Below are 25,424 nucleotides of genomic sequence, written 5' to 3' on the forward strand. Positions count from 1 at the left end.
GGACCGCCACCGACCACGGAGAGTCTCTTGAACCCAGTCGACCTGCTCCAGCAGTTGACGCCCTCCCCGGCGCTGTTGTTGCTGCTGATCGCCGCCATCGCGCTGGTGGAGTCGCTGGCCCTGGTGGGCCTGCTGGTGCCCGGCGTGGTGCTGATCACCGCGACCGCCTCCATGGCCGGACACCAGGAAATGGCCGTGGCGACGGTGATTGGGGCCGCCTTTGTCGGCGCCGTCGTCGGCGACGGCCTCAGCTTCTGGCTCGGCTATACCCAACGCGAGCGCGTCACCGGCATCTGGCCGCTCTCACGCTACCCGGAATGGCTGGCCCAAGGTGCGCGCTTCTTCCGACGCCACGGCTCGCTGTCGGTATTCCTGGGCCGCTTCGTCGGCCCGGTCAGGCCGGTGGTGCCACTGATCGCCGGCATGATGCACATGCCGCCGCGCCGCTTCACCTGGGCCAATCTGGTGTCGGCGGCGCTGTGGGCCCCGGCCTATGTGCTGCCCGGCTACCTGCTGGGCCGCACCTGGCAACGCCTGCCGGGCTTCCCCGAGGCCCTGCAGCCCTGGCTGGTGGGCCTCGGCGTCCTGTTGGTCGTGCTGGCCCTGGTGTTCTCCTGGCTGCGCCACCAGACCCACCACGACGGCCTGGTGTATCGCGGCATGGCCTGGCTGCTGCGTCGTCACCCCGGAGGGCGCTGGGCCTGGCGGGCACTGGCCCGCCCCCATGACCGGGAGCCGCCGCTGGGCACCTGGCTGCTGTTGCTGACCTCGCTCACCGCGCTGTCGGCCTGGACCCTGGTGGTGCTGCACCATGGCGGCCCGCTGCCCATGGATCGTCGCCTCGACGTCCTGATGGATGACCTGGCGCTTCCCGGCCTGCTGACGCTGAGCCAGGTACTGGCGAGGCTCGGCGACCTCTATGGCGTGCTGGCCCTGGTGCTACCCTGGGGGCTGTGGTGGTTGGCCAGGGGGCGACTCGACGCCCTCGGCCACGTCGCCGCCGGCCTGCTCGGCATCGCCGCCCTCAACACCCTGGGCAAGGCCGTCATCGGTCGCGCCCGGCCGGATGCCTCGGCCCATCTGGTCGATTCGCTGTCCTACCCCAGTGCCCACACCTCCACCGCCGTGGTGCTGTTCGGCCTGGCCGCCGCCTTCATCGCCCGGGAAATGCCGCTGCAGCGACGCTTCTGGGCCTACTGGGGCGCCATCGCCATCATCGTGCCCATGGCGCTGTCGCGGCTGGTGCTGGGCGTTCACTGGCTCAGCGACCTGATCGGCGGCGCCCTGCTCGGCCTGGTGGTCTGCGCCCTGGTGCAGCTCGCCTGGCAGCATCGCTCGCGGGAGACCCTGCGCCCCTGCCCCGGATGGGCGCTGGGCGCGGCGTCCCTGGCGCTGGCCGCCGCACGGGTGGCCTGGCTGGGGCCGGCGTAAGCTGGAAGCTGGAAGCTGGAAGCTGGAAGCTGGAAGCTGGAAGCTGGAAGCTGGAAGCTGGAAGCTGGAAGCTGGAAGCTGGAAGCTGGAAGCTGGAAGCTGGAAGTCAGCATGAGCCCGGCAACAATCGGGTCAAGGGTTTCTGCACGTTTTTGACTTCAAGCGTCCAGCCGCGAAGCGGCGCTCTTCAAGCTTCTAGCTCCCGGACGATGTCCGGGGTCAGCCCAGCGCCAGCCACAGCCCCACACCCACCATCAGGGTACCGGCCAGGCGATTGAGCAACCGCACCTTGTCGGCCTGCCCCAACAGGTGGCGCAGCGTCTGTCCGCCGGTGGCATAGGCCAGCAAGGCGCCGAACTCGATGGTCAGGATCACCGCCACCAGCGCGACCAGCTGGGCTGCAAGCGGCCGCGAGGCATCCAGGAAGGGGGGCAGCAGAGCCATGAAGAAGGCCCAGCCCTTGGGGTTGGCGATGGCGGTGACCAGCCCCTGCACGGCCAGCTCGCGGCGGCCGGCACGGGCCTGGGACGCCAGGGTATCGGGGATCGCCATGCGCCCCCGGGAACGCCACATCATCACGCCCAGATAAGCCAGGTAGGCCCCGCCCAGCCACTTGAACACGGCGAACAGGCCGGGCTGGCGCAGCATCAGGGCGGCCACCCCGGCCCCGGCGGCCACCGCCACCAGCCCCACGCCGACCAGCTCGCCGGCCATCATCCACAGCGTGCGCCTCACCCCCTGGGTCATGCCCAGCACCATGGCCAGGGTCATGCACATGCCCGGGGTCAACGAGACCAGCAGAAAGGTCGGCACGAACACCGACAAGACGGCGAGATCGATCATCGGTGGCGGGCCTCCTCCTTGAATGGCCAAAACGCACGTCGGGCGGCGAGGTGCGAGGTGCGAGGTGCGAGGTGCGAGGTGCGAGGTGCGAGGTGCGAGGTGCGAGGTGCGAGGTGCGAGGTGCGAGGTGCGAGGTGCGAGGTGCGAGGTGCGAGGTGCGAAGGAAGCAGTATGGCCGGTGGCTCGTCTCCGCTGCCTCCTCCTTACTCCTTACTCCTTACTCCTCACCCCGTCTTCATCGCTCCTCACTCCCCCCAGCGGGGCATCAGTCGATGCTCGATGCCGAGCTGGTTGAGGATCCGGGCGACGATGAAGTCGACGAGATCCTCGATGCCCTGCGGCTTGTGATAGAACCCCGGCGCCGCCGGCATCATCACCGCGCCCATCCGGGTCAGCGACAGCATGTGCTCCAGATGGATGGCCGACAGCGGCGTCTCGCGGGGCACCAGGATCAACTGGCGACGCTCCTTCAGCGCCACGTCGGCGGCGCGCTCGATGAGGTTGTTGCTGGCGCCGCAGGCCACCGCCGAGAGGGTCCCCGTGGAGCAGGGGCAGATCACCATTGCCGAGCTGGCCCCGGAGCCGGAGGCCACCGGGGCCATCCAGTCCTCGCGGCCGAAGCAGCGGATCTGGCCGGGGCCTGCCCCGCAGCGCTCGGTGAGCGCCTCGGCCAGGCGTTCGGGGCGCGCCGGCAGTTCGTCCTCAGTCTCGGTGGCGATCACCAGCAGGGCGGCCTTGGAGATCATCACCCAGACCTCGCGGTTCGCCGCCACCAGCGCCTCGATCAGGCGCAGCCCGTACTGGGCCCCCGAGGCTCCGGTCAGCGCCACCGTGACCGGGGGCTCGAACCGACCTTCATGCTCAGCCGCCATGGGCCACCTCCAGCGCCGTCAGCAGCTTGTCGTGGATGCCGCCGAAGCCGCCGTTGGACATCACCACCAGGCGGTCTCCCTCGCGGGCCTCGGCGACCAGGGTCGCCACCAGCGCCTCCAGGTCGTCGAAGGCGCCACCCGGCCGGCCGGCGGCCTCGATCACCGGCGACAGCGACCAGTCGAGCCCCGGCGGCTGATACCAGTAGGCGGCATCGGCACAGGCCACGCTGCTCGCCAGCCGCTCGCGCAGGGTGCCGAGGCGCATGGTATTGGAACGCGGCTCGATCACCGCCAGCAGGCGGCCGCCAGGCGTGGCGGCGCGCAGCCCGGCCAGGGTGGCGGCGATGGCCGTGGGATGGTGGGCGAAGTCGTCGATCACCTGGATGCCGGCCACCTCGCCGCGCACCTCCTGGCGGCGACGCGGCGACTGGAAGCGGGCCAGCGCCTCGGCGCCCTCGGCCAGGGCGACGCCGCAGGCCTGGGCGGCGGCCAGCGCCGCCAGGGCGTTGCGGGCGTTGTACTCGCCGGTCAGCCCCCAGTCGATCACGGCCTCTTGCTCGCGGTCGGCACCGCGATGCACGACCCGGAAACGGCTGGCGTCCTCGCGCTCGAGCTCGAGGCGCCAAGGACTGTCCGACGCCTGGCCGAAGCGTTCGACCGGGGTCCAGCAGCCCTGCTCGAGCACCCGTTCCAGGGCCGGCTCGCCGTCGGCCACCAGCAGCCGCCCCTTGCCCGGCACGGTGCGCACCAGGTGGTGGAACTGGCGTTCGATGGCGGCCAGGTCGGGAAAGATGTCGGCGTGGTCGTATTCCAGATTGCCCAGCACCGCGATCTCGGGGCGGTAGTGGACGAACTTGGAACGCTTGTCGAAGAAGGCGGTATCGTACTCGTCGGCCTCCACCACGAAGGGCGCCTCCGGCGCTCCCAGGCGGGCCGAGATGCCGAAGTTGCGCGGCACGCCGCCGATCAGGAACCCCGGCGCCCGACCCGCTGCCTCCAGCAGCCAGGCAGTGAGGCTCGCCGTGGTGGTCTTGCCGTGGGTGCCGGCCACGGCGATCACCCTCCGGCCGGGCAAGACATGCTCGGCGAGCCACTGGGGACCGGAGACGTAGGGCAACCCTCGATCCAGCACCGCCTCGACCTCGGGGTTGCCCCGAGACAGGGCATTGCCGATCACCACCAGGTCGGGGCGCGGCTCCAGGTTTCCGGCGGCGAAGCCCTCGGCGAGGACGATGCCCGCCTGCTCGAGCTGGGTGCTCATGGGGGGGTAGACACCGGCATCCGAGCCGCTGACGCGATGCCCCTGCTCCCGGGCCAGTAGCGCCAGGCTACCCATGAAGGTGCCGCAGATGCCGAGAATATGAAGGTGCATGGACTCTCCGCTACCGAAATGCCTTGCCGACGACCATCGGCCGCCCGCGGAAAGCGGCAGCCTAGCATGGCCCCCGCGCCCCCTCCAGCGTCCGCGGACGTCGCGGATCGCCGACGGGATGCAGGCATCGGGGCGATGGGCTAGAATCGACGCCTTTCCCCGGACGAACCCCGGAAGCGCCCCGCCGCGCGGCCGCTTCCCATGACGCGACCAGCAACAGGATAGCCCCATGGCCCAGCACAACGCCTTCTACGCCCAGTCCGGCGGCGTCACCGCCGTGATCAACGCCAGCGCCTGCGGCGTCATCGAGGCCTGCCGCCGCCACTCCGACCAGATCGGCAAGGTCTACGCCGGCCACAACGGCATCATCGGCGCCCTGACCGAGGACCTGATCGATGTCAGCCAGGAGAGCGACGAAGCCATCGCGGCGTTGCGTCATACCCCCGCCGGCGCCTTCGGCTCCTGCCGCTACAAGCTCAAGGACATCGAGACCCACCGCGCCCAGTACGAGCGCCTGATCGAGGTCTTCAAGGCCCACGACATCCGCTACTTCTTCTACAACGGCGGCGGCGACAGCGCCGACACCTGCCTCAAGGTCTCCCAGCTGTCCGAGAAGATGGGCTACCCGCTGACCGCCATCCACGTGCCCAAGACCGTGGACAACGACCTGCCGATCACCGACAACTCCCCGGGCTTCGGCAGTGTGGCCAAGTACATCGCCACCTCCACCCTGGAGGCATCGCTGGACATCGCCTCCATGTGCGCCACCTCCACCAAGGTGTTCGTGCTCGAGGTGATGGGCCGCCACGCCGGCTGGATCGCCGCCGCCGGCGCCCTGGCCGGGGAGAAGGAAGGCGACGCCCCGCACCTGGTGATCTTCCCCGAGGTCGCCTTCGACCGCGCCGCGGTCATGGCCCGGGTCGAGCAGTCCGTCAAGGACTACGGCTACTGCGTGATCGTGGTCTCCGAGGGCGCCCGCTACGAGGACGGCACCTTCCTCGCCGACTCCGGCAACACCGACGCCTTCGGCCACCGTCAGCTGGGCGGCGTGGCGCCGACGCTCGCCGGTATGGTCAAGCAGGACCTGGGCTACAAGTACCACTGGGCGGTGGCCGACTACCTGCAGCGTGCCGCGCGTCACCTGGCCTCCAAGACCGACGTCGACCAGGCCTACGCGGTGGGCGAGAAGGCCGTCGAGCTGGCGCTGGCCGGCGACAACGCCAAGATGCCGGCGATCAAGCGCACCGGCGACGCGCCCTATTCCTGGAGCGTCGAGGCCGCCCCGCTGGCCGAGGTGGCCAACCGCGAGAAGTTCATGCCCCGCGACTTCATCCGCGAGGACGGCTTCGGCATCACCGAGGCCTGCCGCCGCTACCTGTCGCCGCTGATCCAGGGCGAGGACTTCCCGCCCTTCGAGAACGGCCTGCCCAAGGTGGCCAAGCTGACCAAGCATCGCGCCGAGCGCAAGCTGCCGGAATTCAAGATCTAAGCGTCGGGCTGCGGGCTGCGGGCTGCGGGCTGCGGGCTGCGGGCTGCGGGCTGCGGGCTGCGGGCTGCGGGCTGCGGGCTGCGGGCTGCGGGCTGCGGGCTGCGGGCTGCGGGCTGCGGGCTGCGGGCTGCGGGCTGCGGGCTGCGGGCTGCGGGCTGCGGGCTGCGGGCTGCGGGCTAACAAGCCTGCCCCACACAAAACAGAACGCCACTACCCCTCGGGGCGGTGGCGTTCTTTTTCGCTCGTAGCTCGTGGCTCGTGACTAGCGCAGCCACCAGCTCAGCACCAGCAGCACCAGCAGCACGCCGGCCACCGCCTGCCACAGCCGACTCGGCTCGTGCCAGCGAGGGCGCGATGCGGCGCCGCCGGCCTCCTCCGGCGTGCGCAGGGCGTGCAGGAACTCCGACAGTCGCCGATAGCGCAGCGCCCGCTGGGGCGTGAGCGCCCGCCGCAACGCCTCATCGAGGGCCGGCGGAATCTCGGCGTCGTGGCTCCGGGCGCTGCGATAGTGCATTCGCTCCAGGTCGGTGTGGCGCAGCAGGTCCTTGACCGGCTGCTCATAGGGCAAGGCGCCGGTAAGCAGCCAGTAGGTCGTGGAGGCCAGCGAGTACTGGTCGCTGCGACGCCCCACCTCGTCATCGAGGGCATACTCGGGCGCGCTGTGTTCGGTCAGCCCGACCTGGCGCAGCAGCCCCCGGGAGCGACGATGGCCGTCCACGTCGCGCAGGTGGCAGGCACTCAGGTCGGCGAGCACCACCTGGCCATGCCGATCGATCAACACGTTGTCGGGATGCACCCGCTGGTGCAGCAGGTCGCGGCGATGCAGTGCCTGGATGCCCTTGCCGAGCTGGATGGCGATATCCAGGCGCTGGGCCAGGCCGGCCCGGGGATGGCGCCTCGCCCATTCGGCGAGCGTCTCCCCGGCCACGTAGGCCATCAGGTAGTAGAGGTGCCGCCGCGGGCGCGACGGCGCCATGACCCGCACCACGAACGGCGAACGGACGCGCTCCACGACCCACTGCTGGAGCAGGAAGTGCTCCAGATAGGCGTTGCGGCTGGAAAGCTCGGGACTCGGCGCCTTCATCACCATCTCGCGCCCGGACTGGACATCGCGCACCCGGTAGACCCGCGACTGGGCGGTGCGCGACAGCACCTCCAGCACCTCCAGGCCATCCAGCCGCTCGCCCACGTCGAGCTCCGGCGGAATCGGCAGGTCGCCGTAGCGCCGATCGGGCCGATCCTCGCCCTCCTCGGGCAAGGCATCGATGCGCACCAGCTGGAAACAGAACTGGTCGCCGCCGTAGCCGCGCTCCCGGGCCCGCTCGCCGGCGGTCTGGGCCAGTCGCTCGCAGGCGGCATCCAGGTCGCTGGCATCCTGGCGAATCAGGCGCACATAGTCCGACGGCATCAGCGTGCCCTGAACACCCTGGGTGGTGAACAGGAAGATATCGCCCTGCTTGAGCGGCATCTGCACATAGTCGATATCGAGGCTGGCATCCATGCCCAGCGCCCGGGACGGATAGCGATAGCCGCCGAGGTCCGTGACGTGATCCCGGGTGAGCTGCTCGAACTCCGCCCCCCTGAGCCGAAACACCAGGGTGTCGCCCATGTGGAAGAGGTGCGCCTCACGCCCCTCGTAGACCATGGTGGACATCGAACTCACATAGCCGCCGTCACTGACCTGCCGACTCTGGCCGAAGCACCAGGCGTTCAGCGAGCGCAGCACCCGGGTCGCCGACAGCTTGGCTCCCCAGTGGTCCGGCGTCGAATAGTAGTCGGCCAGGAAGCCCTGGACGCTGAGGTCGCCGGCCTGCTTGGCCAGCGGATTGCGCGAGGTGGAATCGGTGATCAGCGCGCAGGCGCCCTTGGTCGCCACCAGCGCGTCCTCGGGCAGGCACACCGACATCGAACTGCGATGCCGGCCCCGCGCCGGGACCACGAAGGCCTGGCCGAAACTCAGTGACAGTTGCGCGGACGCCAAGACGATCTCCTTGTGCTGGCAGCGGTTCCGAGGGCCGACGGCCCCTTCCTAGCGGGCTCATGATACACGCCAGACACCGCTCCTGACTCTCCCCCTCGACACTAGGTCGGATTGGTAATCGCCGGGTCGGCCTCGTATAATTCGGCGGATTTTACACCCGACGGCTATCCGCCAGAGAAGGACGCGCTCATGAACTTCGACAACATCCCCGCCGGCAAGGACCTTCCCGACGACCTCTACGTGGCGATCGAGATCCCGGCCAACCATGCCCCGGTCAAGTACGAGATCGACAAGGACATGGGGGCGCTGCTGGTCGACCGCTTCATGGCCACCCCGATGTTCTACCCGGCCAACTACGGCTTCATCCCGCACACCCTGGCCGACGATGGCGACCCCCTCGACGCCCTGGTGGTCACGCCCTACCCGGTGCAACCCGGCAGCGTCATCCGCGCCCGCCCGGTCGGTATCCTCAACATGACCGACGAGGCCGGCGAGGACGCCAAGCTGGTGTGCGTGCCCCATCCCAAGCTCTCCAGCCTCTACGACGACATCCAGGAAGTCACCGACCTGCCGGAGCTGCTGCGCCAGCAGATCGCCCACTTCTTCGAGAACTACAAGGATCTCGAGAAGGGCAAGTGGGTCAAGGTGGAATCCTGGGAAGGCGTCGAGGCCGCCCGCAAGGCCATCGAGAAGTCGGCCGCCGCCTACGAAAAGGCCTGATCGACGCCGCAGTGTCGCGAATGACCGAAGGGCCGCCCGGTGGGCGGCCCTTCATCGTGAGTGGCGCTTGTATGTTCCAAGCAGACCAGCACGGTAGAGTCTGGCTGCTCAGTCGTCTGCGCCGGGTTCGGGGGCGGTCAAGCCGTCAGCGCTGTCGTCGCCGCCATCGCCGGAGGCCGCCGCCTCGACACTCGCTTCGACGTCATCGCCCCCCGCCGCGCCCTCATCGGAGGCAACGCCGACGGGCTCCGCGGCACCCGCATCGCCGGACGACTCCTCGATGCCTTCGTCCCCGGCTTCCGGCGTCATGCCTGTTGCGGGGCCAGCGGCCCCCGAGACGGCCAGTGCCTCGGCCAGTTCGCGACTCAGATCGCGGGCACGCAGCACATGATTGGCCATCACCAGCGAGTGGTTGGCGAAGATCCCGAAGCCGGAGCCATTCAGGACCACCGGGCTCCACAGGCGGCGCTGGCTGCGCTCCAGCTCGGCCACCAGCAGCTCCCAACGGGCGATCAGCCCGGCGGCGGCGAGCCGCTCGGCCTGCTCCTGTCCCACGGCGCTGAGCAGACGATGCAGCGCCCAGGTCTGGCCGCGCGCCTCGAAGAAGACGTTGTCGACCCGATACCAGGGCGTCTCCCGAGGCAGGCCCTCGGCCTCCAGGTCCAGGTCCGCCAGCGCCTCGGGGTTGCCGACGCTGGCCGAGAGGCGGCGCCCCAGGTCGTCGAGCCCACGTGCCACGCCGGATAGCCAGGGCGTCAAGCCCCGGCCATCGGCCGCGAAGCCGTCCTGCCCCTCGGCCAGCGTTTGCCGATAGCGCTCGAGGCCGGAGCGCACCTGTTCCAGGCGATGCTCGGTGGAGGGATAGAACCAGTCACGGCTGTCGCCCTCCAGCTGCACCCGCACCGCTTCGAGGGCCGCCGGCTCGCTGCCGGCCATGGCGGGCAGCGCCTGGCCTAGCCGACGGGCCTGGCTGAGCACGCCGAGCTCCCAGGCCGGCATGTTGTCGAGCCACAGGCCCGGCGGCGCCAGGTCGTTGCGCAGGTAACCGCCGGGCTTGTCGAGCAGCGTCGTCGTCAGGCCCGACAGGGCGCCCAGGGTCGCGCCGCCCGGGGCGGCTTCGGGGACCGGCGGGGCTTCCCGCTGCGCCTCCAGGGCCGGCGCGCGGCTCCACCAGATGCCCAGCCCCAGGGCCACCAGCAGATAGATCACCAGCAGCGCCAGCAGCGGCTTCCAGATCCAGCCGTATTGGGGACGCTCGAGCGCCTCGATCCTGCGGCGACGCCGTTCGGCCGCCTGTCGCTTCAATGCCATGATGCGAATTCCCTGACGATGAAGGCCCGGGCCTCGCCCGCGCCGGGAGGCGGAGCATCCACAGTACCCCGCCGCTACGTTATCCTAGACCGGATCGACGCCCGCTCGGGCATCGCACGACCCTAGGCCTTGCCTGAAAAGTCGGCGCGCGAAGGCTAGGCCCGTTCCCGACGGGCCAACGCACTTCCCACATCCCTGTGGGTCGCAAGGCAAAAATCAGCGAGAAGCCGGACCGGGCTCGCGTGCGAGTTTACGGGGTGTAAATGAGGACCTTGAGCCGATTTTTAACGCGGTATAGCCGAGCGCAGACAGTTTTCCGACATTGCCTAGCATCTGATCATAGCGGGCCCTGCCGCGGAACCCCATGCCCCGTTACGGGTCACAAACGCGCTCCGCCAAACATCTTGAGACCTTGAGAAGGGAAGTCCCGTGTTGCAACTCCGTCGCCTGTTCTGCCTGCTCGCCCTGCTGTGGATCCCGCTGACCGCCCAGGCCCAATGGTTCGACGATGACGACGGGGCAGGCGACTTCCTGCCGGTCGAGGCCGCCTTCCAGCCCAGCGCCTGGCACGACGGCGAGACGCTCCACATCGGCTTCGAGAACGCCGCGGGCTACTATCTCTATCGCCATCGCTTCAGCGTCGAAAGCGACAGCCAGGGCACTACCCTGGGCACGCCTCGCCTCCCCGCCGGCGAGGCCAAGACCGACGAGTTCCTCGGCGACGTGCGGGTCTTCTACGACCGGGTGGTGTTCACGGTGCCGATCGAGGGCCAGACGCACGGCCCCCTCGACCTGACCCTGGGCTTCCAGGGCTGCGCCGACGCGGGCCTCTGCTACCCTCCCGAACGGGTCTCGCTACAGGCGCCCCAGGGACAGGCACCGCAGGCCTTCCGCGACGTCCCGACCGATGCCGCGGGAGATGCCGGAAACACCGCCCCGGGCGACGCCGGGACGACGTCCGCGCCCGCTCCCCCGGTCGGCGAGGACGGCCGTTTCCGCACCCTGCTCCAGGAGGCCAGCCTGCCGCTGGTGCTGGGGCTGTTCTTCATCGCGGGCCTGGGGCTCACCTTCACGCCCTGCGTGCTGCCGATGGTGCCGATCCTCTCCTCGATCATCGTCGGCCAGCACCCCAGTCGCCCGCGGGCCCTGGCGCTGTCGTCGAGTTATGTGGCCGGCATGGCCGCCACCTACGCCATCGTCGGCGTGCTGATGGGCCTGTTCGGCGCCGGCCTCAATCTCCAGGCCCGACTGCAGTCGGCCCCGGTGCTGATCGGCTTCGCCGTGCTGTTCGCGGTGTTCGCCCTGGCCATGTTCGGCGCCTTCGACTTGCGCCTGTCATCGCGGCTGGCGCAGCGCATCGAGGGCTGGCAGAACCGCGCCCAGCGCAGCGGACCGGCGGGACTGGCCCTGGCCGGAGCCCTCTCGGTGCTGGTGGTATCGCCCTGCGTGTCGGCGCCGCTGGCCGGCGCCCTGGTGTTCATTTCCTCCACCGGTGACGCCGCCATGGGCGGCGCCGCGCTGCTGGCCCTGGCGCTGGGCATGGGCGTGCCGCTGCTGCTGGTGGGCACCCTGGGCCCAAGCCTGCTGCCGCGCACCGGCGCCTGGATGGAAGGCATCAAGGCGGTGTTCGGCATCCTGCTGCTGGGGGTCGCCGTGTGGCTGGTCGAGCGGCTGATCCCCGGGCCGGTCGCCCTGCTGCTGTGGGCGGCGCTGGCCATCGGCAGCGCCCTGGCGCTCGGCGCCCTGACCCTGAACTCGCCCCAGGGCTGGCCACGGGCTCGCCAGGCGCTGGGCATCCTGCTGCTGGTGTGGGGGGTGACGCTGGTGATCGGCGCCTCCCGGGGCGCCCAGGACCCGCTGCGACCGCTGGCCGGCATCGCCACCCCGACGACGGCCACCGACGCGACCTCGTCCCGGCAGCCGATCCAGGTGGTCACCCGCCTCGACGAGCTGCAGGCGGCCGTGGCCGAGGGGACCAAGCCGGCCTTCGTCGATGTCACCGCCGACTGGTGCATCTCCTGCCAGGTCATGAAGCGCGAGGTCTTTCCGGACCCGGCCGTGGCCGAGGCGCTGGCAGGCTTTCGCCGCATCGAGGTGGACGTCACCGCCTCCGATGACGCCAGCCGAACGCTGCTCGAGCACTATGCCCTGTTCGGCCCGCCGAGCCTGCTATTCTTCGACGACGGTCGCGAACTGCGCCAGGCGCGCCTCCAGGGCGAGGTCGACGCCGAACGCCTGGCGCGCCATCTGGACGACGTCCAGCGCTGGCTGAACGGCGCGGGCCATCCGGGCTGACGGGCCTTTTAACGCACCGGCGAACAGCGTTCGCCGGCTCGCTGGACATCGCCGTTGATTTTCGGCAAACTCCGTCCACATCGCCCTTCGAGGCCGATAGAGGCGGCAAGAGACGACATCTTGCCGCGATCTATGTACATTCAGCCAAGGTTGACAGCGCCGGCCGTCACCCCGAATCCACCCATCGAGACGACGTCATATGGATATCCGCAAGGTCAAGAAGCTGATCGAGCTGCTGGAAGAGTCGAACATCAGCGAGATCGAGATCCAGGAAGGCGAGGAATCGGTGCGCATCAGCCGCCACCCCAACGGTGCCGCCTATCCCCAGGCACCGGCGCCCGCCTGGCCGGCTCCGGCCCCGGCCCAGCCCGCCGCCCCGGCGGCCCAGTCCGCCGCGGCTCCCGCCGAGCCCGCCGCCGACCAGGGCCCCAGCTACCAGGGCCAGGAAGTCCTTTCCCCCATGGTGGGCACCTTCTACCGGGCCCCGGCGCCGGGTGCCAAGCCCTTCATCGAAGTCGGCCAGAGCGTCAAGAAGGGAGAGACCATCTGCATCGTCGAAGCGATGAAGATGATGAACCAGATCGAGGCCGACCGTGACGGCGTCATCGAGGCCATCGTGGTCGAGGACGGCGAGCCGGTCGAATTCGAGCAGCCGATGGTCGTCATCTCCTGATCTTTTCACCCACTTGGCGGACCCCATCATGCTGGACAAGGTTCTCATCGCCAATCGCGGCGAGATCGCCCTGCGCATCCTGCGCGCCTGCAAGGAGCTGGGCATTCGCACGGTCGCGGTACACTCCAAGGCCGACCGCGAGCTGATGCACGTGCGCCTGGCCGACGAGGCCGTGTGCATCGGCCCCGCCTCCTCGGCCCAGTCCTACCTCAACATCCCGGCGCTGATCAGTGCCGCCGAGGTCACCGACTCGAGCGCCATCCATCCCGGCTACGGCTTCCTCTCCGAGAACGCCGACTTCGCCGAACAGGTGGAACGCTCCGGCTTCACCTTCATCGGCCCCAGGGCCGAGACCATTCGCCTGATGGGCGACAAGGTCAGCGCCATCGAGGCCATGAAGAAGGCCGGCGTCCCCACCGTGCCGGGCTCCGATGGCCCGCTCGGCGACGACGAGGGCGAGATCCTCGCCACCGCACGGCGCATCGGCTACCCGGTGATCATCAAGGCGGCCGCCGGCGGCGGCGGACGCGGCATGCGCGTGGTGCACGCCGAGGGCCACCTGCTCTCCGCGGTGACCGTGACCCGCACCGAGGCCCATTCGGCCTTCGGCGACGGCACCGTCTACATGGAGAAGTTCCTCGAGAATCCGCGCCACGTCGAGGTGCAGGTACTGGCCGACGGCCAAGGCAACGCCATCCACCTCTTTGACCGCGACTGCTCGCTGCAGCGCCGTCACCAGAAGGTCATCGAGGAAGCGCCTGCCCCGGGCCTGGACCAGGACGCCCGCGCCCAGGTGCTCAAGTCGTGTACCGACGCCTGCCTCGAGATCGGCTACCGCGGCGCCGGCACCTTCGAGTTCCTCTACGAGAACGGCCAGTTCTTCTTCATCGAGATGAACACCCGCGTGCAGGTCGAGCACCCGGTCACCGAGATGGTCACCGGCGTCGACATCGTCCGCGAACAGCTGCGCATCGCCTCCGGCCTGCCGCTGTCGATCGGCCAGGACGAGGTCGAGCTCAATGGCCACGCCTTCGAGTGCCGGATCAACGCCGAGGACGCCAGGACCTTCATGCCCTCCCCCGGCAAGGTCACCCTCTATCACCCGCCGGGTGGGCTGGGCGTGCGCATGGACTCCCACGTCTATACCGGCTACTCGGTACCGCCGCACTACGACTCGCTGATCGGCAAGCTGATCACCTGGGGCGCCAGCCGCGAGACGGCGCTGACGCGCATGCGCAACGCCCTGGACGAGCTGCTGGTCGAGGGCATCAAGACCAACACCGACCTGCACAAGGACCTGGTCCGCGACGGCTACTTCCAGCAGGGCGGCGTGAACATCCACTATCTGGAGAAGAAGCTCGGACTCTGAGCCCGGCCGAACCTCCTGCGGCGCGGGGCGGCTTGGCCGCCCCGCCGTCGTTTCCCCACGCGATTCCCGGGAGTCACCATGCCCTGGCTGCAACTCAAGGCGCGCATCGCCCCCGAGCAGGCCGACCTGCTCGAGGAACTGCTGCTGGACGAAGGCGCCACCGCCATCACGCTCCAGGACGCCGAGGACGATCCACTGTTCGAGCCCGAACGCGGCACCACGCCGCTGTGGGACGAGACGGTGCTGACCGGCCTCTACGACGACCTCGAGGGCCTGCCGGCGATGCTCGAGCGCCTCGGCGCCGCCTGGGCCGAGGCCATGCCCGGCGAACCCTGCCCCGAGATCGAGCACGAGCTGCTCGACGACCGCGACTGGGAACGCGCCTGGATGGACGATTTCCAGCCCCTGCGCATGGGCCAGCGCCTGTGGATCGTGCCCAGCTGGCACGAGGCGCCGGACCCCGAGGCGGTGAACCTGCTGCTCGATCCCGGCCTGGCCTTCGGCACCGGCACTCACCCGACCACGGCGCTGTGCCTGGCCTGGCTGGACGAGCTCGCCGTGGCCGGCGAACTGGCGACTCGTCAGGTACTCGACGTGGGCTGCGGCTCCGGCATCCTGGCCATCGCCGCCCTCAGGCTCGGCGCCGACAGCGCAGTGGGCACCGACATCGATCCCCAGGCGCTCTCGGCCAGCCGCGACAACGCCGAGCGCAACGGCATCGCCGCGGAGGCCTTCGCCCTGCACTACCCCGAACGGCTCGACGCCTCGGCGCGCTTCCCGGTGGTGGTCGCCAACATCCTGGCCGGGCCGCTGGTCGAACTGGCCGACGAGATCGCCGAACGTGTAGCGCCGGGCGGGCGCCTGGCGCTGTCCGGCATCCTCGAGGCCCAGGCCGGCGAGGTCCGCGAGGCCTACGAGGCCCGCGGGCTGCTGATGGACGAGCCCGAGGTGCGCGAGGGCTGGGTCCGCCTCACGGGGCGGCGCCCGCACTGAGACGCGCGCCCACCTTCACCCAGGCCCTCGGGGGGCGTATGATGTGTCCCCCTTCGAACCACCGATTGCGCTCATGCCCGACTCACGTTCCCTGCCCCGCATCGGCCGCCACACCCTGCCCAACCGGGTGATCCTGGCGCCCATGGCCGGCGTCACCGACCGCCCCTTCCGCGCGCTCTGCCGCCGGCTGGGCGCGGGCCTGGTGGTGGGCGAGATGGTGACCTCGGACCCCAAGCTGTGGCATACCCGCAAGTCGCGGCTGCGCATGGACCATAGTGGCGAACCCGGTCCCCGCGCCGTGCAGATCGCCGGCGGCGACGCCGAGATGCTCGCCGAGGCGGCGCGGCTCAATGCCGAGATGGGCGCCGAGATCATCGACATCAACATGGGCTGCCCGGCCAAGAAGGTCTGCAACAAGGCCGCCGGCTCGGCGCTGCTGCGCGACGAGGCGCTGGTCGCCGAGATCCTCGACGCGGTGGTCGCCGCGGTGGACGTGCCGGTGACGCTGAAGATCCGCACCGGCTGGTGCGCCGACAGCAACAACGGGGTGCGGGTAGCGCGGCTGGCCGAGGCCGCCGGCATCCAGGCCCTGGCCGTTCATGGTCGCCATCGCCAGCAGCGCTACGGGGGCGAAGCGGAATACGACACCATCGCCGCCATCAAGGCCGCCGTCGGCCTGCCGGTGTTCGCCAACGGCGACATCGATTCGCCCGAGAAGGCCCGCCACGTCCTCGACTATACTGGGGCGGATGCGGTGATGATCGGCCGCGGCGCCCAGGGCAATCCCTGGATCTTCCGCGAGATCGACCATTTCCTGCGCCACGGCCGGCGCCTGGCGTCCCCGGACGACGCCGAGCGCGCGACGGTGCTGCACGGCCACCTGGTGGCCCTGCACGATTTCTATGGTGAGCACATGGGCGTGCGCATCGCCCGCAAGCACCTCGGCTGGTATCTGGCCGGGGACGCCCGGCTCGATGACGACGGGCGCCGCGCCCTGCGTGCCACCTTCAATGGCCTGGACAGCGCCGCTGACCAGTGCCGCTTCATCGACGAACTCTTTCGTCATGACCCCGCCACGGCCCCCGACCGTGTCGCCCGGGTCATGGCGCCGGACGGAACCTGTGCCGCATGACCAGCAGCCAAGCCTTTGACCACGATCCCGCGCTGACCGAGCTGGACGCCCACGCCTCCCGGAGCCTCGCCGAGGCCGCCGATGGCACCGCCCCTCGCCCGCATGACGACATGCCCCTGCGCGAGGCCGTCGAGGCCGCCATGCGCCGCTACTTCGCTCATCTCGACGGCAGCGACGTCACCGACCTTCACGCCATGGTCATGGCCGAGGTCGAGGCGCCGCTGCTCACGGCCGTCCTCGCCCACGCCCAGGGCAATCAGACCCGGGCCGCCGAGATGCTCGGCCTGAACCGCGGCACCCTGCGCAAGAAACTCAAGCACTATGGCCTGATCTGATTCCCGCGAGGGCGCCGAAGAGCGCCCTCGCCTGCTTTCCGACCACCCTCTCCATGCCCGCAACAGAGTGAATCCATGTCCCAAGCCTCCACCACGCCGGTTCGCCGCGCCCTGATCAGCGTGTCCGACAAGACCGGCATCGTCGACTTCGCCCGCGGCCTCAGCGCCCAGGGCGTCGAGCTGCTCTCCACCGGCGGCACCTTCCGCCTGCTGCAGGAGAACGGCATCCCGGTCACCGAGGTCTCCGAGCACACCGGCTTCCCCGAGATCATGGACGGCCGGGTCAAGACCCTGCATCCCAAGATCCACGGCGGCATCCTCGGCCGTCGCGGCCAGGACGACGCGGTGATGGCCGAGCATGGCATCGACCCCATCGACATGGTGGTGGTCAACCTCTACCCGTTCTCGGCCACCGTGGCGCGCCCGGACTGCACGCTCGAGGACGCCATCGAGAACATCGACATTGGCGGCCCGACCATGGTCCGCGCCTGCGCCAAGAACCATGCCCACACCACCATCGTGGTGGACGCCGGCGACTATGCCCGGGTGCTGGACGAGGTCGCCCGGGGCGGCATGCAGCAGGTCACCCGCTTCGACCTGGCGGTCAAGGCCTTCGAACACACCGCCGGCTATGACGCCGCCATCGCCGACTATCTCGGCCAGCGCGTCGAGGGCGGCGAGGACGGCTTCCCGCGCACCTACAACCTGCAGTTCCACAAGAAGCAGGCCATGCGCTACGGCGAGAACCCCCACCAGGCCGCCGCCTTCTACGTGGAGCCCGACTGCCGCGAGCCGAGCGTGGCCACCGCCGAGACCCTGCAGGGCAAGCCGCTGTCGTTCAACAACGTGGCCGACACCGACGCCGCCCTGGAGTGCGTCAAGACCTTCACCGACACCGCCTGCGTGATCGTCAAGCACGCCAACCCCTGCGGCGTGGCGGTGGGCGCCAGCCCGGTGGAGGCTTACGACAAGGCCTTCGCCACCGACCCCACCAGCGCCTTCGGCGGCATCATCGCCTTCAACCGGGCGCTGGACGCCGAGACCGCCCGCACCATCATCGACCGCCAGTTCGTCGAGGTGATCATCGCCCCGGGCGTGGAGGCCGAGGCCCGCGAGATCGTCGCCGAGAAGAAGAACGTGCGACTGCTCGATATCGGCGCCCACTGGCCCGGTGAGCGCGAGCACGCCCACGATTTCAAGCGCGTCACCGGCGGGCTGCTGGTCCAGGACCGCGACCTCGGCATGGTGGGTCGCGACGAGCTGACCGTGGTCACCGAGCGGGTGCCCAGCGAGCAGGAGATGCGTGACCTGGCCTTCGCCTGGAAGGTCGGCAAGTACGTCAAGTCCAACGCCATCGTCTACGCCAAGGACGGCCAGACCATCGGCGTCGGCGCCGGCCAGATGAGCCGCGTCTATTCGGCCAGGATCGCCGGCATCAAGGCCGCCGACGAGGGCCTCTCGGTGCCCGGCTCGGTCATGGCATCCGACGCCTTCTTCCCGTTCCGCGACGGCATCGACGCCGCCGCCAAGGCCGGTATCACCGCGGTGATCCAGCCCGGCGGCTCCATGCGCGACCAGGAGGTGATCGACGCCGCCAACGAGGCGGGCATCGCCATGGTGTTCACCGGTATGCGCCACTTCCGCCACTGATCTTCAATGAAAACGCTGGAATTCGGCCATGCGTCGTTGAAAAGCGGCATCAAGATGCTCATTTGCTGACAAACTCCGCTCTTTCGCCGCTTTTCGCCTAGCCTGACCATCGTCCAGCGGTTTTCGCGAGTCAGTCATAGAACAACACCCCGTCGAGTCTCCTCGACGGGGTGTTGTTCTTACCGCTTCCAGCCGCGAAGCCGCGCTCTTCAGGCGTCCAGCGTTAGTCGCCGAGGTCGATACACAGGTACTTGGTCTCGAGGAACTCCTCGATGCCCTGGTGGCCGCCCTCGCGGCCGAGCCCCGAGGCCTTGACCCCGCCGAAGGGCGCGGCGGCGTTGGAGATCAGCCCGGTGTTGATGCCCACCATGCCGTACTCCAGGGCATCGGCCACTCGCCAGACGCGTCCCAGGTCGCGGGAATAGAAGTAGGAGGCCAGGCCGAATTCGGTGTCGTTGGCCATGCGCACGGCGTCTTCCTCGTCCTCGAAGGGGAACACCGCGGCCAGCGGCCCGAAGGTCTCCTCGGTGGCCACCTTCATGGTGTCGTTGGCATCGCTGATCAGCGTCGGCGTGAAGAAGTTGCCGCCCAGCGGGTGCGGATGGCCGCCCAGCAGCAGCTCCGCGCCGTGGTCCACGGCGTCCTGGACGTGCTCGGAGACCTTGGTCACCGCCTTGTCGTCGATCAAGGGGCCGATGTTGATGCCGCCCTCGGTGCCCTTGCCCACCTTGAGCTCGCTGTTCATCGCCACGGCGAGCTTCTCGCAGAAGGCGTTGACCACGCTGGACTGCACCAGGAAACGATTGGTGCACACGCAGGTCTGGCCGGCATTGCGGAACTTGGCGGCCATGGCCCCCTCCACGGCGGCGTCCAGGTCGGCATCCTCGAAGACGATGAAGGGCGCGTTGCCGCCGAGCTCCAGCGAGATCTTCTGCACGTGGCGCGAGGCCTGGCTCATCAACTCGCGCCCCACCTCGGTGGAACCGGTGAAGGTGATCTTGCGCACCTGCGGCGATTCGGTGAGCGCCGCGGCGATCTCCGCGGCGCGGCCGGGCACCACGTTGAACACCCCGCGCGGCACCCCGGCACGCTCGGCCAGCAGCGCCAGGGCGGTGGCGGAGAACGGCGTCTGGCTGGCCGGCTTGACCACGAAGGTGCAGCCCGCGGCCAGGGCGGCGCCGGCCTTGCGGGTGATCATCGCCGCCGGGAAGTTCCACGGTGTGATGGCACCGACCACACCGATCGGCTGCTTGGTGACGACGATGCGCTGATGGGGCTTGGCGGGAGGCACCGTCTCGCCGTAGACCCGACGCGCCTCCTCGGCGAACCAGCGCAGGAAGCTCGCCGCGTAGGCGATCTCGCCGGCGGCCTCCGCCAGCGGCTTGCCCTGCTCGTGGGTCATGATCATGGCCAGATCATCCTGATGCTCGAGCATCAGGTCGTGCCACTTCATCAGGATATCGGCCCGCTCCTGGGCGGTCAGCGCCCGCCAGGCCGGCAGGGCGGCGTCGGCGGCATCGATGGCCCGCTCGGTCTCGGCACGGCCCAGCCGCGGCACGTTGCCCATCGTCTCGCCGGTGGCCGGGTTCAGCACATCGATCTGTTCGCCGCTGTCCGCGGCGACCCAACTCCCGTCGATATAGGCGAACGGACAGTAGAGCTGGGTTTCCTTCAGGGATTCCATGGTCGACTCCTGGCGTGTGGGCGCACTTCAATGGGGATGTTCCTCATGCTAAGCGCAAGCCCCCCGACACGCCAACCGCTCATGCGGGAGGCAGGGTCAGGCCCCGCGACGGGCCTCCCGGGAATCGGACAGAGTGATCGACACCGAATCGGCGAAGCGCAGGGCATGGGGCTTGTCGATCTCGACCTGGGCGGCGAGCACCTGCTCGAAGCTCATGATCAGGTCGAGCACCTCGCGGGTCATGCGCTCGAGCAGCAGGAAGCGGTTGTCCTCGACATGGGCGATGACCTGCTTGGTGATGGTGCGGTAGTTCAGCGCCTGCTCGATGCGATTGAACGCCACGGCCTTGTCGGCACGGTAGCGAATCACCGCATTGATCACCACGTCCTGGCGATTCTGGATCTCCTCCTCCTTGATCCCAACATGGGTCCGCAGGCGCAGGTCCTTGATGCGGATCGTCGCCAGATCATGGTCGAGGTGTTCGTCGCCCAGTGCATGCAATGGCATCTCGGTCTCCTCAGCGGCCGTGGACCAGGGTCAGGAACTCCTGGCGGGTGCTCTGCAACTCGCGGAAGGCACCGAGCATCACCGAGGAGGTCATGCTGGAGTTCTGCTTCTCCACGCCGCGCATCATCATGCACAGGTGGCGTGCCTCGATGACCACCGCCACGCCCCGAGCCTCGGTGACCCGCTGCACCGCCTCGGCGATCTGGCGGGTGAGGTTCTCCTGGATCTGCATGCGTCGCGCATACATGTCGACGATGCGCGCGAACTTGGACAGCCCCAGCACCTTGCCCCGCGGCAGGTAGGCGATATGGCACTTGCCGATGAACGGCAGCAGGTGATGCTCACACATCGAGTAGAGCTCGATGTCCTTGACCAGCACCATCTCGTCGGTGTCCGAGGCGAACACCGCACCGTTGACGATCTCCTCGAGCGACTGGTGATAGCCGCGGTTAAGGAACTGCATGGCCTTGGCGGCCCGCTTGGGCGTGTCGCGAAGCCCTTCACGATCGGGGTTTTCCCCGATCTCCTCGATGATGTGGCGATAGTGGTCGGCGAGCTGTTCGGTCATGGTCAGGCCCCATGCAGTGTCTTGGTGGCGGTGTGGCGGCGAACTCCCCGGCCACACACCCTTATACATAAACTATGCAACATCTCGTATTTGTACAATATACGAGGCAGGAATGGCCATGATTCTATCGCATGCCGCGGCCCGACGCAGTGCCATGCCGCCACCGTCACGGCCTCCCGCGACGGCGAGCCGGTCGGCCTGGGGCGCCCACCGGAACGCGGACCGGGGACTGTGATAAAGTGTGGCCGTCGCCCCGCGCCCACCGACACCACGACCGCCGACATGATCAAGACACCGACCCTGCTGCTGCTGGCGACCACTCTCGTGCTGCCAAGCCTGGCGCTGGGGGATACCCTGTCCCTGCCTGCCGACGCCCGCGTATCGATGGCCGTGGTCGACGACCTGGTCCTCGATGCCGACACCCCGATCCGCCACGACCTGGTAATGCGCCCGGTCGGCGACGGCGCCGGCAGCCATCGACTGCCCGACTACTGCGTCATCACCGGCGATGCCCGGCGCGACGGCGAGCGCCTGCGCCTCACCGCCAGCGCCCTGACCTGCATCGAGACCCGAGGCGCTGACAGTGCCGTCTTCACCGGCGAGCTCGGCGCCAGCGCCTACGACACAGACGGCGAAGTGGGCATCGCCGCCTGCCAGGCAAGCCGCTGCCGCCTGACGCCGGCCGATACCTTCCTGCTGACGCTGACCCGGCCGCTGAGCCTGAAGCAGCAGGCCAACCCCTCGGCGGAGCTCAACGAGCAACGCCGCCGGCACGGCGCACCGGCCGTCGAGGGAGACGCCGCCGGTCAGTGACGCCTGCGGCGCTTCGGCCCGCCGGCCAAGCCCGGGTGTCGCGGCATGTCAGGCCAGCCACCTGGGGCCGTCGTCCAGTACCTGGCGCTGCTGCTCCAGCTCGCGAAGGTGGGTGTCCCAGTAGCCGGCATCGGCCAGCCACGGAAACGCCACCGGGAAGGCCGGATCCTCCCAGCGCGCCACCAGCCAGGCGCTGTGGCGCAGCAGGCGCAGCGCGCGCAGCGGCTCCACCAGCGCCAGCTCGCCCCGGTCGAAGTCGCGATGCTGCTCGTAGCCCTCGATCACCTCGGAGAGCTGCATCTGGCGCTCGCCCTCGTCCTCGGCGGTGATCAGCATCCACAGGTCCTGCACCGCCGGCCCCATCAGGCAGTCGTCGAAGTCCACCAGCGCGAAGCGCTCGTCGCGCCCCAGCATGTTGCCCAGATGGCAATCCCCCTGGACCCGCAGCTGATGCGCCGGCCAGTCCCGCTCGGCCAGCGCTGCCGCCAGCGCCTCGCCGATGCGTCGGTAGGCGCGGTGCTGACGATCCGACAGCCAGTGGCTCGCCAACACGGTCTCGACGGCCTCCTCAGCCATCTTTCGCGCCACCAGGGTGCGCCGGTGCACGAAGGGACGGCGCGCCCCCACCGCATGGGTCGCCCCGATGACCTCGCCGAGGGCGAACAGGTGCTCGGGATGGTCGAGCTCCGGGGCCTGGCCGGGCAGGTGGGGAAAGAGCGCGAAGCGGAAGTCGTCGTGGCGGTGCAGGCTCCTGCCCGCCGCGTCTCGCCAGGGCGCGGCCACCGCCACCTCGGCCTCCGTGAGCTCGGCCAGGAAGTCGTGCTCCTCCTGGATCTGGGCGTCGCTCCAGCGCCCGGGGCGGTAGAACTTCACGACCCAGCGGCGGCGCTCGTCATCGTGCACCAGGTAGACCCGGTTCTCGTAGCTGTTGAGCGCGAAGGGCTCGCCGGGCAGCCAGAAGCCCAGGGATTCCACCGCCGCCACCACGCGGGCGGGCTCGAGGCGGGCGAAGGGATGAATCGCATCGGACATGGGCGTTCTCGTCGCAGGCAAAGCCCCATGGTAACAAAGCCATCCTCCGGGCGGCTGCTCGGGGCGGATCCATCGACAGGCCTCCCTTCTCTACGACCCGTGCCCGGCGCCCCTCGCCGCGGGTGACGCCGGTCAGGAAAGCGGCTGGAAATCGTCGCCGCGCCTGCCCTATGCTAGTGCATTCATCGGCACGGGGCCCGATGCACTTCACGGACGTCGCGGCCGGAGACACGCCATGGAACTGCTGATCTGGATCACCTACCTCGGCGTGATCGTCGCACTGATCATCTTCCCCGGGCCGGTGGCCCTGCTCTGCACCAGCCACGGCCTGCGCTTCGGACAACGCCGCGCCACGGCCACCGTGGCGGGCGGCACCCTGGCCTCCCTGGCACTGATGGTACTGTCGTCGCTGGGCCTCGGCGCCATCCTGGCCGCTTCGGAGACCGCCTTCCACGTGCTGAAGCTCGTCGGAGGCTCCTATCTCGTGATCCTCGGCCTCCAGGCCTGGCGCCGCGCCGGCGATGCCTCTCCGCTGCAGGCACCGGACACCGCCGAGGCGCTCCCATCCGCGAACACCTCCACCATCCGGCTGTTGCGCCAGGGTTTCCTGGTCGGCATCAGCAACCCCAAGGACCTGCTGTTCTTCGCCGCCCTGTTCCCCAACTTCATCGACGTGGGCGAACCCCGGCTCGTGCAGTTCGCCATCCTCGCCGCCACCTGGGCGGTGGTCGACCTCACCCTGATGTCGCTCTACGCCGCCATGGGCTCGGGCCTGGGGCGCTGGTTCCAACACCCGCGCCGGGCCCGGGGCTTTCATCGCGCCACCGGCGGCCTGTTCATGGTCTCGGGCGGCTCGCTGATCGCCACGTCGCCCTGAGCACATCCCGTTCCCCCCGAAGAGGCCTGATGCCGTGTATCGACTGCATATCGCCAACAAGAACTACTCGTCCTGGTCGCTGCGCCCCTGGCTGCTCATGCGCGAGCTCGGCATCGCCTTCGAGGAGCGACTGACGCCCTTCGAGGACGGCTCGAGCTGGGCCTCGTTTCGCGCCTTCTCGCCCACCGGCCAGGTGCCCTGCCTGGTCGACGGCGAGCGAGCCGTCTGGGACTCCCTGGCCATCGTCGAATACTTGGCCGAGGAGCATGACGGCGTCTGGCCCGAGGACCGTGGGGCTCGGGCCTGGGCGCGGTCGGCCTGCGCCGAGATGCACTCCGGCTTCAAGGCACTGCGAGACGAGTGCCCCATGAACTGCGGGCTGCGCGTGCGGCTCACGACGCCTTCCGAACCGCTGAGACAGGACCTGGCGCGCCTGGAAGAGCTCTGGGCGCAGGGGCTGGAGAGATTCGGCGGCCCCTTCCTGGCCGGCCCGGCCTTCACCACGGTGGACGCCTTCTTCGCCCCGGTCGCCTTTCGCGTGCAGGGCTTCGATCTGCCCCTCGACGCGGCCGCACGCGGCTACGTCGAGCGGCTGCTGGCCCTGCCCGGCATGCGGGACTGGTACCGAGCCGCCCTCGCCGAGCCCTGGCGGGACGAACCCCACGAGCGCGAGACCCTGGCCGCCGGCGAGCGGCTGGCCGATCACCGCCACGCCTCCACGGCCTGACTCCGCCGCCGAGGCCGCCACGCTCACCCGTGCTCCAGCGGCGTGCGCGCGATCGCCCAGGCCTCGACCTCCACGGCGCCCGCCCGGCGGCAGGCCCGGGCCAGGGCGTCGAGGGTCGCGCCGGTGGTCATGACGTCGTCGAGCAGCGCCACCCGAGGCGGTAGCGGTGCCGCGACCTCGAAGGCCCCGCGCAGGTTGCCCCGCCGCCCACGACGATCGAGGCCCCGCTGGGTCGGGGTGTCCTTCCGCCTCCGGCCCATGATGAGCGGCACCTCGAGTCTCGCCGCCAAGCGTTCGGCCAGCCAGCGTCCCTGATCGAAGCCGCGCTCACGGGCCCGGCGCGGATGCAGCGGCACCGCCACCAGCGCCTGGGGCGGCGCGACGCCGGCCAACCCCTCTTGCAAACCCTCTTCCAGCAGCGCCAGCAGCACCGTGCCGGCCCGCGGCGAGGCGTGGAACTTGAAGCGCTGCATCAGCCCGACCACCTCGGCCTCGTAGCGCAGCGGCACCCGCGCCCGGTCGAAGGCCGGCGGGCGGCGCAGGCAGTGGCCGCAGGGTCGTGGACCGACCGAGGCCGGCAGCGGCTCGGCGCAGATCGAACAGGCCGACCGGTTCCAGGGTAGCGCCGCCTGGCAGGCCGGGCACCAGGGCCGCACGACGGGACAGGCCGCCAGGCAGAACACGCAACGCCCCGGCAGCACCCGGCGCAGCCAACCGTCAACCTCGCGATAGCGAAAGGTTGACATGCCG

24 protein-coding genes are annotated in these 25,424 nt (G+C 69.6%); 13 read left to right on the top strand and 11 right to left on the bottom strand.

Translation table 11 applies throughout. From position 1 onward, the window contains the following. Nucleotides 1-27: 27 nt before the first annotated feature. A complete protein-coding gene (locus ACXAFN_RS00120) occupies nucleotides 28-1,431 on the top strand; it encodes a bifunctional DedA family/phosphatase PAP2 family protein (protein ID WP_474985141.1) in 1,404 nt (467 codons plus the stop codon). Between the two features lie 219 nt (nucleotides 1,432-1,650). Here ACXAFN_RS00120 and ACXAFN_RS00125 read toward each other — a convergent pair whose 3' ends face one another. From ACXAFN_RS00125 to mpl, 3 genes are all read right to left on the bottom strand, one after another. Next, entirely contained in the window at nucleotides 1,651-2,274 is a 624-nt protein-coding gene (locus tag ACXAFN_RS00125) for a LysE family translocator (protein WP_474985143.1), read from the bottom strand. A 245-nt stretch (nucleotides 2,275-2,519) separates the two neighbouring features. Next, entirely contained in the window at nucleotides 2,520-3,146 is a 627-nt protein-coding gene (locus tag ACXAFN_RS00130; protein WP_474985145.1) for a flavin prenyltransferase UbiX, read from the bottom strand. Further along, nucleotides 3,136-4,518 (bottom strand): UDP-N-acetylmuramate:L-alanyl-gamma-D-glutamyl-meso-diaminopimelate ligase, encoded by a 1,383-nt coding sequence (mpl, locus tag ACXAFN_RS00135; protein ID WP_474985147.1) that lies wholly within the window; start codon nucleotides 4,516-4,518, stop codon nucleotides 3,136-3,138. The genes ACXAFN_RS00130 and mpl overlap by 11 nt, the downstream gene beginning before the upstream one ends. A gap of 229 nt (nucleotides 4,519-4,747) precedes the next feature. On the opposite strand from mpl, the gene ACXAFN_RS00140 reads away from it, so the two are divergent. Next, entirely contained in the window at nucleotides 4,748-6,007 is a 1,260-nt protein-coding gene (locus ACXAFN_RS00140) for a 6-phosphofructokinase (protein ID WP_474985149.1), read from the top strand. Here ACXAFN_RS00140 and ACXAFN_RS00145 read toward each other — a convergent pair. Continuing rightward, nucleotides 5,997-6,218, bottom strand: coding sequence for a hypothetical protein (locus ACXAFN_RS00145; protein ID WP_474985151.1), 222 nt, complete (start codon nucleotides 6,216-6,218; stop codon nucleotides 5,997-5,999). The genes ACXAFN_RS00140 and ACXAFN_RS00145 overlap by 11 nt on opposite strands. A 51-nt stretch (nucleotides 6,219-6,269) precedes the next feature. Beyond that, on the bottom strand, nucleotides 6,270-7,988 hold the full coding sequence (locus ACXAFN_RS00150) for a bifunctional protein-serine/threonine kinase/phosphatase (protein WP_474985153.1): 1,719 nt from the start codon (nucleotides 7,986-7,988) through the stop codon (nucleotides 6,270-6,272). 189 nt (nucleotides 7,989-8,177) lie between these two features. On the opposite strand from ACXAFN_RS00150, the gene ppa reads away from it, so the two are divergent. Beyond that, complete coding sequence (ppa, locus tag ACXAFN_RS00155) at nucleotides 8,178-8,708, top strand: inorganic diphosphatase (RefSeq protein ID WP_474985155.1); 531 nt, start codon at nucleotides 8,178-8,180, stop codon at nucleotides 8,706-8,708. Between the two features lie 108 nt (nucleotides 8,709-8,816). Here the strand turns inward: ppa and ACXAFN_RS00160 are convergent, their stop codons facing one another. After that, complete coding sequence (locus ACXAFN_RS00160; RefSeq protein ID WP_474985157.1) at nucleotides 8,817-10,019, bottom strand: DUF2333 family protein; 1,203 nt, start codon at nucleotides 10,017-10,019, stop codon at nucleotides 8,817-8,819. 429 nt (nucleotides 10,020-10,448) lie between these two features. On the opposite strand from ACXAFN_RS00160, the gene dsbD reads away from it, so the two are divergent. The 7 genes from dsbD to purH all read left to right on the top strand — a co-directional run bounded on the left by dsbD (nucleotide 10,449) and on the right by purH (nucleotide 18,466). Beyond that, nucleotides 10,449-12,314, top strand: coding sequence for a protein-disulfide reductase DsbD (gene dsbD, locus ACXAFN_RS00165; RefSeq protein ID WP_474985159.1), 1,866 nt, complete (start codon nucleotides 10,449-10,451; stop codon nucleotides 12,312-12,314). Nucleotides 12,315-12,513: 199 nt separating this feature from the next. Next, on the top strand, nucleotides 12,514-12,987 hold the full coding sequence (gene accB, locus ACXAFN_RS00170) for an acetyl-CoA carboxylase biotin carboxyl carrier protein (protein WP_474985161.1): 474 nt from the start codon (nucleotides 12,514-12,516) through the stop codon (nucleotides 12,985-12,987). A 28-nt stretch (nucleotides 12,988-13,015) separates the two neighbouring features. Beyond that, nucleotides 13,016-14,356, top strand: a complete 1,341-nt coding sequence (gene accC, locus ACXAFN_RS00175) for an acetyl-CoA carboxylase biotin carboxylase subunit (RefSeq protein WP_474985163.1) — start codon at nucleotides 13,016-13,018, stop codon at nucleotides 14,354-14,356. 78 nt (nucleotides 14,357-14,434) lie between these two features. Next, the gene (gene prmA / locus ACXAFN_RS00180; RefSeq protein ID WP_474985165.1) at nucleotides 14,435-15,349 is read left to right on the top strand and encodes a 50S ribosomal protein L11 methyltransferase; all 915 of its coding nucleotides are present in this window, start codon (nucleotides 14,435-14,437) and stop codon (nucleotides 15,347-15,349) included. A 73-nt stretch (nucleotides 15,350-15,422) separates the two neighbouring features. Then, entirely contained in the window at nucleotides 15,423-16,481 is a 1,059-nt protein-coding gene (gene dusB / locus ACXAFN_RS00185) for a tRNA dihydrouridine synthase DusB (RefSeq protein ID WP_474985167.1), read from the top strand. Next, on the top strand, nucleotides 16,478-16,816 hold the full coding sequence (fis, locus tag ACXAFN_RS00190; protein ID WP_474985169.1) for a DNA-binding transcriptional regulator Fis: 339 nt from the start codon (nucleotides 16,478-16,480) through the stop codon (nucleotides 16,814-16,816). The genes dusB and fis overlap by 4 nt, the downstream gene beginning before the upstream one ends. Nucleotides 16,817-16,891: 75 nt before the next feature. Continuing rightward, entirely contained in the window at nucleotides 16,892-18,466 is a 1,575-nt protein-coding gene (gene purH / locus ACXAFN_RS00195) for a bifunctional phosphoribosylaminoimidazolecarboxamide formyltransferase/IMP cyclohydrolase (protein WP_474985171.1), read from the top strand. A 223-nt stretch (nucleotides 18,467-18,689) separates the two neighbouring features. Here the strand turns inward: purH and ACXAFN_RS00200 are convergent, their stop codons facing one another. The 3 genes from ACXAFN_RS00200 to folE all read right to left on the bottom strand — a co-directional run bounded on the left by ACXAFN_RS00200 (nucleotide 18,690) and on the right by folE (nucleotide 21,225). Further along, nucleotides 18,690-20,150 (bottom strand): NAD-dependent succinate-semialdehyde dehydrogenase, encoded by a 1,461-nt coding sequence (locus ACXAFN_RS00200; RefSeq protein ID WP_474985173.1) that lies wholly within the window; start codon nucleotides 20,148-20,150, stop codon nucleotides 18,690-18,692. A gap of 96 nt (nucleotides 20,151-20,246) precedes the next feature. Beyond that, entirely contained in the window at nucleotides 20,247-20,657 is a 411-nt protein-coding gene (folX, locus tag ACXAFN_RS00205; RefSeq protein WP_474985175.1) for a dihydroneopterin triphosphate 2'-epimerase, read from the bottom strand. A 10-nt stretch (nucleotides 20,658-20,667) separates the two neighbouring features. Further along, entirely contained in the window at nucleotides 20,668-21,225 is a 558-nt protein-coding gene (folE, locus tag ACXAFN_RS00210; protein ID WP_474985177.1) for a GTP cyclohydrolase I FolE, read from the bottom strand. Nucleotides 21,226-21,507: 282 nt separating this feature from the next. Here folE and ACXAFN_RS00215 point away from each other — a divergent pair, with 282 nt between their 5' ends. Then, entirely contained in the window at nucleotides 21,508-22,038 is a 531-nt protein-coding gene (locus ACXAFN_RS00215; RefSeq protein WP_474985178.1) for a hypothetical protein, read from the top strand. Between the two features lie 48 nt (nucleotides 22,039-22,086). On the opposite strand, the gene ACXAFN_RS00220 is transcribed toward ACXAFN_RS00215, so the two are convergent. Beyond that, on the bottom strand, nucleotides 22,087-23,070 hold the full coding sequence (locus ACXAFN_RS00220) for a serine/threonine protein kinase (RefSeq protein ID WP_474985180.1): 984 nt from the start codon (nucleotides 23,068-23,070) through the stop codon (nucleotides 22,087-22,089). 235 nt (nucleotides 23,071-23,305) lie between these two features. Between ACXAFN_RS00220 and ACXAFN_RS00225 the strand changes: the two genes are divergently transcribed. Both ACXAFN_RS00225 and ACXAFN_RS00230 read left to right on the top strand, forming a co-directional pair. Beyond that, on the top strand, nucleotides 23,306-23,947 hold the full coding sequence (locus ACXAFN_RS00225) for a LysE family translocator (protein WP_474985182.1): 642 nt from the start codon (nucleotides 23,306-23,308) through the stop codon (nucleotides 23,945-23,947). Nucleotides 23,948-23,981: 34 nt separating this feature from the next. Then, nucleotides 23,982-24,674 carry a glutathione S-transferase family protein gene (locus ACXAFN_RS00230; protein WP_474985184.1) on the top strand — a complete coding sequence of 231 codons (693 nt, stop codon included), beginning with the start codon at nucleotides 23,982-23,984 and terminating at the stop codon, nucleotides 24,672-24,674. A gap of 23 nt (nucleotides 24,675-24,697) precedes the next feature. On the opposite strand, the gene ACXAFN_RS00235 is transcribed toward ACXAFN_RS00230, so the two are convergent. Then, entirely contained in the window at nucleotides 24,698-25,420 is a 723-nt protein-coding gene (locus ACXAFN_RS00235) for a double zinc ribbon domain-containing protein (RefSeq protein ID WP_474985185.1), read from the bottom strand. Nucleotides 25,421-25,424 lie beyond the last annotated feature (4 nt).

The sequence above is a fragment of the Halomonas sp. ABH4_019 genome (assembly GCF_056159885.1).

Excerpts from the sequence above, each read along its gene's own strand:
- ACXAFN_RS00125 (WP_474985143.1), bottom strand. The coding sequence starts at position 2,274 with ATGATCGATCTCGCCGTCTTGTCGGTGTTCGTGCCGACCTTTCTGCTG.
- ACXAFN_RS00130 (WP_474985145.1), bottom strand. The coding sequence starts at position 3,146 with ATGGCGGCTGAGCATGAAGGTCGGTTCGAGCCCCCGGTCACGGTGGCG.
- mpl (WP_474985147.1), bottom strand. The coding sequence starts at position 4,518 with ATGCACCTTCATATTCTCGGCATCTGCGGCACCTTCATGGGTAGCCTG.
- ACXAFN_RS00140 (WP_474985149.1), top strand. The coding sequence starts at position 4,748 with ATGGCCCAGCACAACGCCTTCTACGCCCAGTCCGGCGGCGTCACCGCC.
- ppa (WP_474985155.1), top strand. The coding sequence starts at position 8,178 with ATGAACTTCGACAACATCCCCGCCGGCAAGGACCTTCCCGACGACCTC.
- ACXAFN_RS00160 (WP_474985157.1), bottom strand. The coding sequence starts at position 10,019 with ATGGCATTGAAGCGACAGGCGGCCGAACGGCGTCGCCGCAGGATCGAG.
- accB (WP_474985161.1), top strand. The coding sequence starts at position 12,514 with ATGGATATCCGCAAGGTCAAGAAGCTGATCGAGCTGCTGGAAGAGTCG.
- accC (WP_474985163.1), top strand. The coding sequence starts at position 13,016 with ATGCTGGACAAGGTTCTCATCGCCAATCGCGGCGAGATCGCCCTGCGC.
- prmA (WP_474985165.1), top strand. The coding sequence starts at position 14,435 with ATGCCCTGGCTGCAACTCAAGGCGCGCATCGCCCCCGAGCAGGCCGAC.
- dusB (WP_474985167.1), top strand. The coding sequence starts at position 15,423 with ATGCCCGACTCACGTTCCCTGCCCCGCATCGGCCGCCACACCCTGCCC.
- fis (WP_474985169.1), top strand. The coding sequence starts at position 16,478 with ATGACCAGCAGCCAAGCCTTTGACCACGATCCCGCGCTGACCGAGCTG.
- purH (WP_474985171.1), top strand. The coding sequence starts at position 16,892 with ATGTCCCAAGCCTCCACCACGCCGGTTCGCCGCGCCCTGATCAGCGTG.
- ACXAFN_RS00200 (WP_474985173.1), bottom strand. The coding sequence starts at position 20,150 with ATGGAATCCCTGAAGGAAACCCAGCTCTACTGTCCGTTCGCCTATATC.
- folX (WP_474985175.1), bottom strand. The coding sequence starts at position 20,657 with ATGCCATTGCATGCACTGGGCGACGAACACCTCGACCATGATCTGGCG.
- folE (WP_474985177.1), bottom strand. The coding sequence starts at position 21,225 with ATGACCGAACAGCTCGCCGACCACTATCGCCACATCATCGAGGAGATC.
- ACXAFN_RS00215 (WP_474985178.1), top strand. The coding sequence starts at position 21,508 with ATGATCAAGACACCGACCCTGCTGCTGCTGGCGACCACTCTCGTGCTG.
- ACXAFN_RS00220 (WP_474985180.1), bottom strand. The coding sequence starts at position 23,070 with ATGTCCGATGCGATTCATCCCTTCGCCCGCCTCGAGCCCGCCCGCGTG.
- ACXAFN_RS00225 (WP_474985182.1), top strand. The coding sequence starts at position 23,306 with ATGGAACTGCTGATCTGGATCACCTACCTCGGCGTGATCGTCGCACTG.
- ACXAFN_RS00235 (WP_474985185.1), bottom strand. The coding sequence starts at position 25,420 with ATGTCAACCTTTCGCTATCGCGAGGTTGACGGTTGGCTGCGCCGGGTG.